This window comes from Polaromonas sp. 39-63-25 (genome assembly GCF_002278925.1).
In the GTDB taxonomy this organism is placed as follows: Bacteria; Pseudomonadota; Gammaproteobacteria; order Burkholderiales; family Burkholderiaceae_C; genus Polaromonas.
Genome location: NZ_NCJH01000001.1, coordinates 493,851 through 507,183 on the forward strand (window position 1 = coordinate 493,851; position 13,333 = coordinate 507,183).

Below are 13,333 nucleotides of genomic sequence, written 5' to 3' on the forward strand. Positions count from 1 at the left end.
CCACCCTTCCCCGTCATGGACCTCAAGCAGCTTGAATATTTCGTACGCGTGGCCGAACTCGGCAGCTTCACGCGCGCTTCCATTGCGCTGGACATTGCCCAGCCGGCGCTGAGCCGCCAGATCCGCCTGCTGGAGGTGGAGCTGCGGCAGAACCTGCTGACCCGCAACGGGCGCGGCGCCCTCCCGACGGAAGCGGGCAAGCTGCTGCTCAAGCACGGACGGGGCATCCTGCACCAGGTAGAGGTGGCCCGCGAAGAACTGGGTGCTGCGCGCGGCGCCCTGGCCGGGCGCGTGTCCATCGGCCTGCCGCCCAGCCTGTCCAAACTCATCACGGTGCCGCTCACCCGGGCTTTCCGCCAGCAGCTGCCGCACGCCCAGCTGACGCTGACCGAAGGCTTTTCCGTGCTGATGCACGAGGGCCTGCGTGTGGGCAACCTCGACATGGCCGTGCTCTACAACTCCGAGCGTTCACCCGAGCTGGAAATCACCACGCTGCACTCCGAAGAGCTGGTGCTGATTTCCCCCAAGACCAGCGTCAAGGCCGGTGCCGCGAAAAAAGGCCGGGCCGGCAAGCGGCAGCCCATCAGCCTCGCCGAGGTGGCCGAGCTGCCGCTGATCCTGCCCAGCCGCCCCAATGCCTTCCGCATCCTGATCGAGAGCGAAATGATCACGATAGGTCGCAAGCCGCAGATCACGCTGGAGGTGGACGGCCTGAACGCCATCCTGAGCCTGGTCAAGGAAGGCATGGGACATGCCGTGTTGCCAAGCTACACGCTGAGCAACGTCGATGATCCCGAACCCTTCCTGCTGCGCAGCATCCACTCGCCGCGCATCATGAGCGAGCTGATGCTCGCGCGCTCCTCACGCCGCGCCAGTACCGACACGCAGAAAATGGCGGTCGAGGTGGTCAAGTCGGTGGTGGTCGAGGCCATCAAGCCTTATGCCTGACCCGGTTACTGCAACAGCCGGTCCGCGTAGTCCTGCCAGCGGGCGTCCTTGCCCAGACCGGCAAACACACCGGCCCGGGCCTGGTCGGCCACCCACTGCTGCTTGTCGGCAATCGCCGACGCCATGAAAGGCTCGAAGCCGCCGCCGGCCTCGCGCACGGTGTTGGCCGCCTCGCGCATTTCCTCGGCACGGCGCTGGCCGTGCTGCACCACCCGGCTGAAAAAGTAGGCGCCCTGCTTCTCCCAGTCGATGCTGGGGAAGGTTTCGGCCAGCGTCGGCAACACGTGGTCCTCCACGCCGTAGGCACGGGCCGTGGTGTAACTCTCGATCACCAGCGCCTCCAGGCCCTTGATCATCACGCTGCGGCACATCTTGATGGCGCTGGCCACGCCCAGCTTTTCGCTGACCGCCTTCGCATCCATGCCCCAGGCCATGAACACGCCGGCCAGTTCAGCCGCACGCGTGCCGCCCAGCAGCATGGGCACCTGGATGCCATAAGGCGGCACCGAGGTCATCACACCGGCTTCGACATAGTGCCCACCCGCCGCATCAATCAGGGCCGCGGCCTGCTGCTTGGTACCGGGTGAGGCGGAATTGAGGTCCAGAAAAACCGTGCCGCGCCGGACATGGGCGGCGGCGGCCTGCGCGACCGCCAGCGTGTTGGACGCCGTGACCGCAGAGATGATCAGGTCAGCCCGCCCGCACAGCGCCGCCATGGACGCGCACGCCGCCACACCGGCCTGCGCCGCATGGGCACGCTGCGCCTCGCGCAGGGCCGGTGCCTCGAAGGTGAGGTCCCAGGCGCTGATGCCCGCCACCCTGTCCTTGAGGCCGGCGGTGAAAATTTTTCCGACCTCGCCGTAGCCGATCATGCCGATATGTTCAAACTTCACGGATGTTTCTCCTGCTTTTTCTGCTTCACCTGCGGCCGACCGGTCGCTTCATGAACGTCATTACTGAGTCGGAATCCTGGCGCGCCGGATCACCTCGCCCCAGCGCCTGGTTTCACCGGCCAGCAGTTCGGCGGCCTGTTCGGGCGAACTGCCGCGCGCTTCGACGTTGAGCTCGGCCAGCTTCCTGCGGACCTCCGGCGCGTTGACGGCGGCCACCACTTCGCGGTTCAGCCGGGCGATCACGGCGGGCGGCGTCCTGGCCGGCGCGGCCAGCGCGTTCCAGCTGGAGGCCACAAAGGTGGGCAGGCCGCTTTCCCTGGCCGTCGGCACCTCGGGCAGCACCGCGGCACGCCTGTCGCCGGTGACAGCCAGCGCACGCAGGGCACCGGCCCGGATCTGCGGCAGGATGGGGCCGAGGATTTCCACGGCAGCATCGATCTGGCCGCCAAGCAGGGCCGTGACCACCGCCGGCGTGCCGTTGAACGGAACAATCTGCACGTCGGCGCCGGAGCTGATCTTGAACAATTCGGCCGCGAGGTTCTGCGTGCTGCCGATGTTGATGCTTCCAAGGTTGAGTTTGCCGGGGTTGGCCTTGGCAAAAGCCAGCAGCTCGCCCAGGGTCCTGAATTTCGAATCGGCGGGGGTGACCACGGCGATGTCAAAAAAGCCCAGCGTGGAGACCGGCGCGAAGTCGCGCACCGCATCAAACGGCAGCGACTTGAACAAACCCGCACTGACCGCCGTGCCATTGGACATCAGCAGCAGGGTGTGGCCGTCGGGCTGCGCCCTCGCCACCATCTCGCCGGCCACCACGCCGCCGGCACCGGGCTTGTTGTCAACCAGCACCGGCTGGCCCAGCGACTCGCTGAGTTTTTGCGCCACCGTGCGCGCGGTCAGGTCGGCCACGCCGCCGGCCCCGAAAGGCACCACGATCCGGACGGGTTTGCTCGGGAAGGTTTGTGCCGCGGCCAGCGAAGCCAGCAGCAGGGAGGCCAGAAGACCGGTGGCAAGGCGTTGAAAAGTCATGTGGGTGTCCCGTGTGTCGTATCGCTGGTAACGGGGCATTTTGGCGTATACCGCGCTGCACCGAAAGCGGCCCCGCCTTCTGGCAGCCATCACAAACAGGCCTGAAGGGTGCAGCCGGCTTTGTAAAAATAATGAGCCCAAAGTGGCCCCGGCCCATCACAGCCGGGCGCAGGCAGCTATTGATTCAATAGCACCGCGAGGGCCATGCGTGTCGCGCTTACAGCCTCAACGCAAACAGCGTGATGGACGGAAAGGCCGCCAGGATCACGATGCGCACCATGTCGCTGGCCACAAACGGCATGGCCCCCTTGAAGGTCTGGCTCATGGGTATGTCCCGTGCGATCGAGTTGATCACAAACAGGTTCATGCCTACCGGCGGCGTGATCATGCCCACCTCCACCGCGATCAGCACCAGAATGCCGAACCAGATCGCAAACTCTTCAGGTTGCAGGCCGTAGTCGAGCGCCGTGACGATGGGAAAGAAGATCGGGATGGTCAGCAGGATCATGGACAGCGAGTCCATGAAGCAGCCCATCACGAGGTACAACAGAAGAATGGCCGCCATGACCATCCATGGGCTCATGCCCGAGGCAGCCACCATCGAGGCGGCCTCCTGCGGCAACTGCGAGAGTGCCAGGAAGGTGTTGTACACGCCGGCGCCCAGCACAATCATGAAGATCATGCCGGTGGCCATGGCGGTGCCCACCAGCGCTTCGCGCAATTGCTTGCGCCCCAGCGAGCCGTTGACCAATGCCATCAGGCCGGTGCTGGCGGCCCCTATGGCCGCGCCCTCGGTAGGTGTGAAAAGGCCGCCGTAAATTCCCCCAACCACCACGATGAAGATGGTCAGCACCGGCCAGACCTTGCGCGTGGCACGCCAGCGCTCGGGCATAGGCATGGGCGCCAGCTTGCCGGCGCTGCCGGGGCTGACGCGCACATAAAGGGCCACCACGATCATGTAGCTGATCATGGCCAGGATGCCCGGAACAAACGCGGCAAGGAACAGCTTGGCGATGTTTTGCTCCGTCAGGATGGCGTAGATCACCAGCACGATGGAAGGCGGAATCAGGATGCCCAGCGTACCGCCCGCAGCCAGGCAGCCGGTCGCCAGTGCGCCCGAGTAGCCGCTCTTGCGCAGTTCGGGCAAGGCCACCTGGCCCATGGTGGCAGCCGTGGCTACCGACGAACCGCAGATGGCGCCAAAACCGGCGCAGGCGCCGATGGCGGCCAGCGCCACGCCGCCGCGGCGGTGGCCCAGCCAAGCCTCGGCCGCCTTGAACAGCGACGCCGACATGCCGCCAATCGAGGCGAACTGCCCCATCAGCAAAAACAGCGGAATGACCGACAGGGAGTAGCTTGAGAAGGTGACATAGGTCACCTGCTTGAGCTGGTTGAGAATCGGCGCGATGCTGCCATAAACCACCCATGCCCCGGCAAAACCACACAGCAGCATGGACAGCCCGATGGGCACGCGCAGGAAAATCAGCACCAGCAGGACAGGGAACGACCACAGCGCGAGTTCAATACCGCTCATGCCCGGCCCCCTGCACCCGCCACATCGTGTACCACGGCGCTGCTCATACGTGTCCCCCTGCGGGTCCGGCCGACCAGCCCTCGGGCGGGCGGGCCACACCCATTTCCACCAGCGTCTTGGCCAGGTAGGTCAGGCAACCCATCACGGCGCCGAACATGCACAGCACCAATGCCCACCACACCGGTATTTGCAGGATGAAGGTGGTCTCGCCTTCCCCATACTTGTCAAACAATGAGACGCCGAGGCGCCAGGTCAGTACGGTCCAGGTCAAGAGCATCAACAAGTCGCTTCCTATGGTGACGGCGCGCTGCGCCCAGCCAGGCAGGTGCATGTACACCAGGTCCACCATGGCGTGCCCGTTTTTCAGGTAACACCAGGGCAGGAAAAAGAAAACAACCACCGCGGTGGCCATTTCAACCATTTCAAAGTCGCCGGGAACAGGGCCCAGCCCGACATTGATGAGCGCGCGGCCCGTGACGCTGACAACCACCATCAGCGCCAGCGCCGACAGAAGCAGCCCGCCGATGTAGGCCAGCCACTCAGCCGCGCGGTAAACAAATTTGACCATGTTGTATGTGGCGCGGGGCACCTAGGTGCCCCGCTGCATGAAGTTGAATGTCGGGAATCTCTTATTTGGAGTATTTGTCCACCAGCGCCCGGGCTTCGGCGGCCAGCTTGGTGCCGTCAATGCCCTTGCCTTTCATTTCGGCAATCCAGTCCGACTCGACCACACTCGCCGTGCGGCGCCAGCGCTGCGTCTCGACCACGTCCAGCGCGACGATCTTGTTGCCCGCCTTGACGGCAATCTCGCGGCCCGCCACGTCGCCGGCGTCCATGGCCCGGCCCAGCATGGCCGCAGCCTCGATGCCGGAGTTGGCGTCGATCACCTTCTTCAGGTCAGCCGGCAGTTTTTCGTAGGAACCCTTGTTCATGGCAAACACAAAGGTCTGCGTGTACAGGCCGTATTTGCCGGCGAAGGTGGTGTGGTTCTTCACGAGCTGGGACACCTTCAGTGCCGGCGTCACTTCCCAGGGAATGGTGGTGCCGTTGATCACGCCCTTGGACAGCGCTTCCGTCACGGCCGGCACAGGCATGCCCACCGGGATGGCGCCGAGCTTGGTCAACATGTTGTTGATGACGCGCGAACCGCCGCGAATCTTCATGCCGCGCAGCGACTCCAGGCCGGTGACCGGCTCCTTGGTGTGGAACAGGCCGGGGCCGTGGGTATGCACGGCAATGACCTTGACGTCCTTGAACTCGTCCGCGGCGAATTTTTCCATGTACTCCTGGAACGCACGCGAACCGGCTTCTGCCGTGGTGGTCATGAACGGCAGTTCGAACACTTCAGACTTCGGGAAACGGCCAGGCGTGTAGCCCAGCACGGTCCAGGTCAGGTCCACGATACCGTCCCGGGCCTGGTCAAACAATTGAGGGGGCGCGCCGCCCAGCTGCATGGCGTGAAACAGCTGCACCTTGATCTTGCCGCCGGATTCCTTCTCCACCTTCTGCGCCCAGGGAATCAGCGCCTTGGCCGGAATGGTTGCCTGCGGCGGCAGCATCTGGTGCAGGCGAAGAGTGACCTGTTGTGCAAAACCGGCGCCGGCAGCGCACAGGGCAGCAACCGCCACGGCGGTTTTGAAAAGGGCTCTTTTGTTCATTTCAGTCTCCGGTAATAGTGTTGAAAACAGAGGGTACTGCTGCGTTGGCAGGTCTTCCATGGGGTCATTGCGGATTGTCGCCCCGCAAAACCGCCAATGGAACGGCGGACAGGGCTCTATCAGTTATATGCTTTTGATATATCAAATATCCGGATATCTCAATACCCGTCCGCGCCATACCGTTCCTTCACCGACCGTCATGAAGGACCGCTCAGCTTGTTGACCAAGGTTGTGATCAGTCGCGGCGGCGAATGAGTTTGATCGCCCGCATCGATTCAGGCATCTGCGAGCCGGTCTGGCCCGACAGCGCGTGGAGCAGGTTGCGCTGGGCGATGCGCGAGTGCTCGCGCATGATGGCTTCGGCGCGCGCGCCTTCGCGCCGCTCGATGGCGTCCAGCACCTGGCGGTGCTGGTCCTGCGCCACGATCAGCATGTCACGCGCCTGCGGCGAGTTGGCCTGCGCCACGACAAACCCCGAGGGTGAGGCAAACGGCAGGTTCACGACGCGTTCGAGTTCACGCGCAATCACCGTGCTGCCGGCCATCTCGCTGAGCAGGTTGTGAAAGCGCTGGTTCAGCGTGACGTAATGCAGGAAAGACTCGTCGTCGAGGGCCGGCTGGCTCAGCACGCCGTCGATCTGGCCGAGACAGGCGCGTGCCTCGGCCAGCAGCGCGCCAGACACCCCGCGTTCGGCCGCCAGCCGGGCTGACAGCCCTTCGAGCGTGCCGCGCAGTTCAATCGCCTCGGACACATCGCGCTCCGAAAACGTGCGCACCGCATAACCGCCATTGACCAGCCCCTCCAGCAGGCCCTCCTGCTCCAGCCTCATCAGCGCGGCGCGAATCGGCGTGCGCGACACCCCGAGCTTTTCAACAATGGCCAGCTCGGCAATACGCGCGCCGCCGGGCAGCTCGCCGGCCAGAATCATTTCGCGCAGGCGCAGCTGCGCCTTGACGGTCTGGGAAGCGCCCGGCTCCTGCACGTCGGCGGCGGCCAGGGAAGTGGTTTTGTCGTTCATCTGGATCTCTTAATGTATACAGCAATGACCTGTTCAGATTGAATTTTGCCCTATTCAGCGTATATTTTGATAAATTAATGATATCAATGTATACATCAATCTCGTTTTTTTGCATAATCGCCGCCTGAGCCATCAGCCGTCCAAATCGGCCTGGGCCACCCAAAAAACCTCCCCCACACCCACCCTCCCCCTCCTCTACGGACAAGCGTCATGTTTCCCAAAAACACCTGGTATGTTGCCTGCACTCCCACCGAAATCGACGACAAGCCGCTGGGCCGGCAGATCTGCGGCGAAAAAATTGTTTTCTACCGCGGCCCCGAAGGCAAGGTCGTTGCGATGGACGACTTCTGCCCGCACCGCGGCGCGGCCCTGTCGCTGGGCACGGTCTGCGAAGGCAAGCTGGTCTGCGGCTACCACGGCCTGGTGATGGAATGCGACGGCAAGGTCGCCTCCATGCCCGGCCAGCGCGTGCAGGGTTTCCCGCGCAACCGCAGCTTCCCGGTGGTGGAGCGCCACGGCTTCATCTGGGTCTGGACCGGCGACGAAAAACTGGCCGACGACAGCAAGATTCCCCAGCTCGACTGGGCCGACAACCCCGAGTGGGCCTATGGCGGCGGCCTGTACCACATCAACTGCGACTACCGCCTGATGATCGACAACCTGATGGATCTGACGCACGAGACCTACGTCCACACCACCAGCATCGGCCAGAAGGAAATCGACGAAACGCCCGTCAGCACCAAAACCGAGGGCGAGAGCGTGGTGACCAGCCGCTTCATGGAAAACGTGATGGCACCGCCTTTCTGGCGCGCCAACCTGCGCGGCAACAACCTGGCCGACGACGTGCCGGTGGACCGCTGGCAGGTCTGCCGCTTCACGCCGCCCAGCCACGTCCTGATCGAGGTCGGCGTGGCCCACGCCGGCAAGGGCGGCTACAACGCTGACCCGAAAGACAAGGTCAGCAGCATCGTGGTGGACTTCATCACGCCCGAAACCGAAACCTCGATGTGGTACTTCTGGGGCATGGCACGCAACTTCAACCCGAAAGACAAGGCCCTCACCGCGCAGATCCGCGAGGGCCAGGGCAAGGTGTTTGCCGAAGACACCGCCGTGCTGGAAGCGCAGCAGCGCAACCTTACGCTGTTCCCGCAGCGCAAGCTGCTGATGCTCAACATCGACGCCGGCGGCGTGCAGTCGCGCCGCATCATCGACCGCCTCATCGCGCAGGAGCAGGCACCCGCGCAAGCCCCAGCTCAACAGCAGGCCGCCTGACCATGGACAGTCTTGACGTCAAGGTCATCCGAAAAACCATGGAAGCCGAAGGCATCACCAGCTTCGAGCTGGCCCGCGCCGACGGTGCGCCGCTGCCGGCCTTCAGCGCGGGCTCCCATGTCGATGTGCAGATTCCCGGCGGGCTGACGCGCCAGTACTCGCTGTGCAACGACGCCACCGAGCAGCACCGCTACCGCATCGCCGTGCTGCGCGACCCGGCCTCGCGCGGCGGCTCCGTCGCCATGCACGAGGCGGTGAACGAAGGCGACGTGATCCGCATCAGCCCACCGAAAAACCACTTTCCGCTGCAGCACGCGCCGCGCACACTGCTGCTGGCCGGTGGCATCGGCGTGACGCCGCTGCTGTGCATGGCGCAGCGGCTGGCGGCCATCCATGCGGACTTCACCCTGCACTACTGCACCCGCTCGGCCGAACGCACCGCTTTCCGCCAGGAGATCGGCGACTCGGCCTTTGCCGGCAAGGTGTATTTCCACTACGACGCCGGCCCGGCCGAGCAGAAACTCGACCTGCCAGCCGTGCTGGCCGGTGCCACCCCCGAGCACCAGCTGTATGTCTGCGGCCCTGCCGGTTTCATCACCCACGTGGTGGACAGCGCCAAGGCCGGCGGCTGGCGCAGCGAGCAAATCCACCTCGAGTATTTCGGCGCCGCGCCGCAGGACACCGCTGGCGACACCGGCTTCGAGGTGAAGATCGCCAGCACCGGCAAAAGCTACACCGTGGGCGCGGAGCAGAACATCATCCAGGTGCTGAAGGACAACGGCATCGAGATCCTCACCTCCTGCGAGCAGGGCGTCTGCGGCACCTGCATCACGCGTGTGCTCGAAGGCGAGCCCGACCACCGCGACATGTACTTCACCGACGAGGAGAAGGCGAAGAACGACCAGTTCACGCCCTGCTGCTCGCGCGCCAAAAGCAGAACCCTGGTGCTGGACCTGTAGACCGGCCATCGACGGTTGTGCCCTAATATCATTCACCTTCCCCTGCCCGATTTCAACGACCTCAAAGGAAAAAGAGACATGACCCAGCTCCCCGCCCGTTACGACCACGTTGGCAGTTTTCTGCGCCCCAAATACCTGCTGGAAGCCCGCGAGCAGAAGGCCAAGGGCGAGATCACGCCCGAGCAGCTGCGCAAGGTGGAAGACAAGGCCATCACCGAGATCGTCAAGTTCCAGGAAGACGTGGGCCTGAAAAGCATCACCGACGGCGAGTTCCGCCGCACCTACTTCCACATTGACTTCCTCGAGCAGATCGGCGGCGTGAAAACCGACATTCCGGTCACCATCATCCGGCCCGACGGCACGCAGGAGCTGGCCCCACCGGTGATGCGCGTGATCGACAAAGTGCGCCACGTCAAGGACATCCAGCTCGCCGACTTCCAGTACCTCAAGAGCCAGGTGAGCGCGGGCAACACGCCCAAGGTGACCATCCCCTCGCCCACCATGCTGCACTTCCGCGGCGGCCGCGCCGGCATCAGCCGCGAAGCCTACCCCGAGCTCGACCCGCAGTTTTATGACGACGTGGCCAAGGCTTACGGCGACGAGCTGCGCAGCCTGGCTGCCGCCGGCTGCACCTACGTGCAGATGGACGACACCAACCTCGCCTACCTGTGCGACACCAAGATGCGCGAAGCCGCCCGCCAGCGCGGCGACGACCCCGACGAGCTGCCGCACCGCTATGCCGGCTTCATCAACAAGGTGGTGGCGCAAAAGCCCGAAGGCATGCTGCTGGCCATGCACCTGTGCCGCGGCAACTTCAAGAGCACCCACGCCGCCGCCGGCAACTACGAGCCCGTGGCCGAGGCGCTGCTCAAGGAAATGAACCTCGACGCCTACTTCATGGAGTACGACGACGACCGCTCCGGCGACTTCAAGCCCCTGCGTTTCCTGCCCAAGGGCAAAACCGTGGTGCTGGGCCTGGTCACCACCAAGTTCGGCACGCTGGAAAGCAAGGACGACCTGAAGCGCCGCATCGAGGAAGCCGCGAAATACGCGCCGCTGGAGCAGCTGGCCCTGTCACCGCAGTGCGGTTTCAGCAGCACCGTGCACGGCAACGACATCGCGGTGGAAGCCCAGCGCGCCAAGCTGCGCCTGGTGATCGAGACGGCGCAGGAGGTCTGGGGTTCGGTCTGACCGGTTCGCCGACTGCTCCATAAAGAAAAGCCGCCGGCAACTGCCGGCGGCTTTTTTAATGTCAAATCGGCCCATAGTCCAATAAATACGCGCGCAAGTAGCTATCAAATAATGAGCAAATCGCACCCTTTACCCCCTGGATTCGGGTCTGTGACCTCCATGTATTTCATGCTGAAAGCGTTGCCAGTTCGCGCAATGTATTTGCGAGCGGTCTGGCGCGCTGCTGGCTGAAAGTGTCGCCCGGCAAATGGCCTGACAGGGCTTGTTCGAACTCGGGATTGGCAAACAGCGCTGTGAATCCTGCCGCCAGGTAGGCGCGCAGTTCAGGCGCTGCGGCACGGCACTCGCCCAGCAGTTCGGGCCGCCGGTCTGCCACGGTGATGATGTCTTCAAGATCATGGCTACCCAGAAAGTCTGGCCTGCCATCGGCGTCTTTGCCCCGGTCCTTGAACGCCTCCAACTTGGTGCCAATGAAAACCGGGGCGCTAATGAGCCGAATATTCATGCCGCTTGGCAATGTGACCAAGTCTGCAGTCTGCAGGGCCAATGGATACCAGCGGTTGGCAAAGCCCAAGATGTCCTTGACCGTGGGCATCAAGTCAAGCGTGACATTTTTATAAACCCACCGGCAAATGGGTGCATTGGGCCGCATGTCGTTGCTGAAGCCCTGAGCGCGGACTTGCTTCTCAATGGCGTGGTAGTCATGCACCGTCAACGCTTGCGCAACGATGTCAACGTCTTCGGTGATGCGGATACGGTCGGGCCGCTCCTGCGTCAGCAACAGGCCCGTAGCGCAACCACCCACAAAGATCACACGCTCCCGTACGGGGCCCAAGGCATGGGCCACCAGTTCCAGAATAGCCAGATTGGGGTTGTTGAATGCCGCCATCAGCTCAACCTTTCTTCCAGCAGCTTGCGGGCCATTTCACGTTCACGCGCCTGACCTATGCGCAGCGCGTCAAACAAGGCCAGCAACTCGTACAAAGCCGGGTCCTGCGCGGCGGCCAAAGGCAACTTGGGGTACAGAGGCAGCAGCGCACTGCCGCGCACCGGGCCGTCTGCATGGGGCCACACGGGCGGCGTCTCATCAGCAAACAGCACTTTGGATTTGAGCGGCTCCACACCATAGGCCGTAGGAAAACCCATGGTGATCTCGCCCCTTACCGCCGGAAAAAAGTAAGGCGCCCCCTGCAACACCATGGGCCTGAAAGCCGCCAGCACCAGCGTGGGGATGTCATTTACCTCAGCCAACAGGCGCGCTCCACTGAGCCGCGCCATGCAGGCATGGGCTTCAAACTGCGACATGTGCATGGCTTGCGCCAGTGCTGTGTAGGGCAGCTTTTGCCCCGCCAGACACACCAGCTTGAACGCCATGGCCAAGTCTTGCGGTTTCAGCGACCACTGCGCATGGCCAAGGCGGGATTTGATTCCGGATGAACTCATCAACAAACCTTGTATTCAATATGCATACAGAATATGCCATGAATAATTTTAAAATTCAACAACAAAATCATGATTGTCTGCAATATGCATATTGAAATACAAGTTCCCAGCAGCCCAAAACCTGCAAAAACCACACGCAACACGAAATCAGAGATTGAAATCGGGCTCCAGCCCAATAAATACGGGCGCGAGCAGCTATGCCTTTAATAGCAAATCACGCGCCGCCCGCAGCCCCGCCGGCGCACCACCTTGCCGCGGCCGGGGCTTCCCGCAGCGGCGGTACGGGCCGGCAGCGCCCGAACGATACTCAAGGCCCATGCTCAAACCCTTGATCCCCCGCTTCGCCGCGCACCTGCGTAAAAACTGGAAAAGCCATCTGGTTCAACTGGCCCTGCTGGTGGCGATCGTGGTGGCGGTGCAGGCCTGGCAGACGCGGCATGTGCCGGCCGGGCCGGCGCCTGACTTGGCCATCAGCGTGCTGCAGCCCGATGGCACGACGCACAGCACCACGCTGGCCCAGTGGCGCCAGGCCCACCCCGGCCAGCCGGTCGCCCTGCACTTCTGGGCCGAGTGGTGCCCCATCTGTCGCGCCGAGGAAAGCAGCGTCACCCGGCTGGCGCAGGACTGGCCGGTGCTCACCGTGGCCATGCAGTCCGGCCCGGCCACCAAGGTCGGGCAGGTGCTGCAGCAGCGCCAGTTGCCCTGGCAAACCGCCATCGATACGCGCGGTGAGCTGACGCGCGCCTTCGGCTTTCAGTCTGTGCCCTCTTTTGTGGTGATCGACGGGCAAGGCCAGCTGCGAAGCGCCAGCGCCGGCTACACCACCGAGCTGGGCATGCGCCTGCGCCTGTGGTGGGTCAGGCTGTTCTGAGCCCGTCCCGGTCGCCGGCCTGGCGCCCAGCCTGTGTGATCTGAAGCTCAAGGTAGCCCGTCGCCGCATCCGGCTCGCGGGAGAACTCCCACTCCGGCAGCAGCGCCAGCAAGACCTCTGCCGTGGTGCGCACCGTGCAGCCCGGCGCCACGTGGCCGCCCAGCACGTCGCCAGTGGCGGTGGACAGCGCCATGTGCAGGTGCGAGCTGCTGCGTGCGCCCTCCCCCGTGCCGTTGAAGGCCACCGTGCCCGACAGGCTCAGGATTTCCATGTCGCCCGTCAGGCGCCGCGGCTGCTCCGCGCCCGCAAAGCGCAGGCCCGCGCTCGACAGGCTGCCTATGCCAGACAACACAAACGCCGCGCGGCAGTTGGCGCCGCGCACGGCCGCCTCGATGGCGCTGCGCAAGTCTTCGCCGGGGTTCAGGCGGATGGGGAGGGTTTGCATGGTTTTTATTGAATCAAATTGGCCAATAGCCCTTACTGGTATTGCGCAAGCAGCTATCAAATCAAGAGCGATTTA

At 63.6% G+C, this 13,333-nt stretch carries 14 protein-coding genes; 5 read left to right on the plus strand and 9 right to left on the minus strand.

The annotated features are described in order from the left end of the window. Positions 1 to 15: 15 nt before the first annotated feature. Complete coding sequence (locus B7X65_RS02365; RefSeq protein WP_293592374.1) at positions 16 to 948, plus strand: LysR substrate-binding domain-containing protein; 933 nt, start codon at positions 16 to 18, stop codon at positions 946 to 948. 5 nt (positions 949 to 953) lie between these two features. Here the strand turns inward: B7X65_RS02365 and B7X65_RS02370 are convergent, their stop codons facing one another. The 6 genes from B7X65_RS02370 to B7X65_RS02395 all read right to left on the minus strand — a co-directional run bounded on the left by B7X65_RS02370 (position 954) and on the right by B7X65_RS02395 (position 7,077). Further along, positions 954 to 1,841 carry an NAD(P)-dependent oxidoreductase gene (locus B7X65_RS02370; RefSeq protein ID WP_293592375.1) on the minus strand — a complete coding sequence of 296 codons (888 nt, stop codon included), beginning with the start codon at positions 1,839 to 1,841 and terminating at the stop codon, positions 954 to 956. Positions 1,842 to 1,901: 60 nt separating this feature from the next. After that, positions 1,902 to 2,867, minus strand: a complete 966-nt coding sequence (locus tag B7X65_RS02375; protein WP_293592376.1) for a tripartite tricarboxylate transporter substrate binding protein — start codon at positions 2,865 to 2,867, stop codon at positions 1,902 to 1,904. A 217-nt stretch (positions 2,868 to 3,084) separates the two neighbouring features. Further along, entirely contained in the window at positions 3,085 to 4,401 is a 1,317-nt protein-coding gene (locus B7X65_RS02380) for a TRAP transporter large permease (protein ID WP_293592377.1), read from the minus strand. A gap of 43 nt (positions 4,402 to 4,444) precedes the next feature. Then, positions 4,445 to 4,969, minus strand: a complete 525-nt coding sequence (locus tag B7X65_RS02385; RefSeq protein ID WP_293592378.1) for a TRAP transporter small permease — start codon at positions 4,967 to 4,969, stop codon at positions 4,445 to 4,447. Between the two features lie 61 nt (positions 4,970 to 5,030). Next, a complete protein-coding gene (locus tag B7X65_RS02390) occupies positions 5,031 to 6,059 on the minus strand; it encodes a TRAP transporter substrate-binding protein (RefSeq protein WP_293592379.1) in 1,029 nt (342 codons plus the stop codon). A gap of 235 nt (positions 6,060 to 6,294) precedes the next feature. Continuing rightward, complete coding sequence (locus tag B7X65_RS02395) at positions 6,295 to 7,077, minus strand: GntR family transcriptional regulator (RefSeq protein WP_293592380.1); 783 nt, start codon at positions 7,075 to 7,077, stop codon at positions 6,295 to 6,297. Positions 7,078 to 7,287: 210 nt separating this feature from the next. Between B7X65_RS02395 and B7X65_RS02400 the strand changes: the two genes are divergently transcribed. From B7X65_RS02400 to B7X65_RS02410, 3 genes are all read left to right on the plus strand, one after another. Beyond that, complete coding sequence (locus B7X65_RS02400; protein WP_293592381.1) at positions 7,288 to 8,349, plus strand: aromatic ring-hydroxylating dioxygenase subunit alpha; 1,062 nt, start codon at positions 7,288 to 7,290, stop codon at positions 8,347 to 8,349. Between the two features lie 2 nt (positions 8,350 to 8,351). Continuing rightward, entirely contained in the window at positions 8,352 to 9,308 is a 957-nt protein-coding gene (locus tag B7X65_RS02405) for a PDR/VanB family oxidoreductase (protein ID WP_293592382.1), read from the plus strand. A 78-nt stretch (positions 9,309 to 9,386) separates the two neighbouring features. Next, positions 9,387 to 10,499, plus strand: coding sequence for a 5-methyltetrahydropteroyltriglutamate--homocysteine S-methyltransferase (locus tag B7X65_RS02410; RefSeq protein ID WP_293592383.1), 1,113 nt, complete (start codon positions 9,387 to 9,389; stop codon positions 10,497 to 10,499). A 166-nt stretch (positions 10,500 to 10,665) separates the two neighbouring features. On the opposite strand, the gene B7X65_RS02415 is transcribed toward B7X65_RS02410, so the two are convergent. Both B7X65_RS02415 and B7X65_RS02420 read right to left on the minus strand, forming a co-directional pair. Further along, the gene (locus B7X65_RS02415; protein WP_293592384.1) at positions 10,666 to 11,388 is read right to left on the minus strand and encodes a hypothetical protein; all 723 of its coding nucleotides are present in this window, start codon (positions 11,386 to 11,388) and stop codon (positions 10,666 to 10,668) included. Next, positions 11,388 to 11,942: a hypothetical protein gene (locus B7X65_RS02420; RefSeq protein WP_293592385.1), complete on the minus strand. Its 555-nt coding sequence runs from the start codon at positions 11,940 to 11,942 to the stop codon at positions 11,388 to 11,390. Before B7X65_RS02420 ends, B7X65_RS02415 begins: the two co-directional genes overlap by 1 nt. Before the next feature lie 316 nt (positions 11,943 to 12,258). On the opposite strand from B7X65_RS02420, the gene B7X65_RS02425 reads away from it, so the two are divergent. Further along, on the plus strand, positions 12,259 to 12,813 hold the full coding sequence (locus tag B7X65_RS02425) for a redoxin domain-containing protein (protein ID WP_293592386.1): 555 nt from the start codon (positions 12,259 to 12,261) through the stop codon (positions 12,811 to 12,813). Here the strand turns inward: B7X65_RS02425 and B7X65_RS02430 are convergent. After that, positions 12,800 to 13,258, minus strand: a complete 459-nt coding sequence (locus B7X65_RS02430; protein ID WP_293592387.1) for a PPC domain-containing DNA-binding protein — start codon at positions 13,256 to 13,258, stop codon at positions 12,800 to 12,802. The two genes, B7X65_RS02425 and B7X65_RS02430, sit on opposite strands and share 14 nt — an antisense overlap. Positions 13,259 to 13,333: the final 75 nt, after the last annotated feature.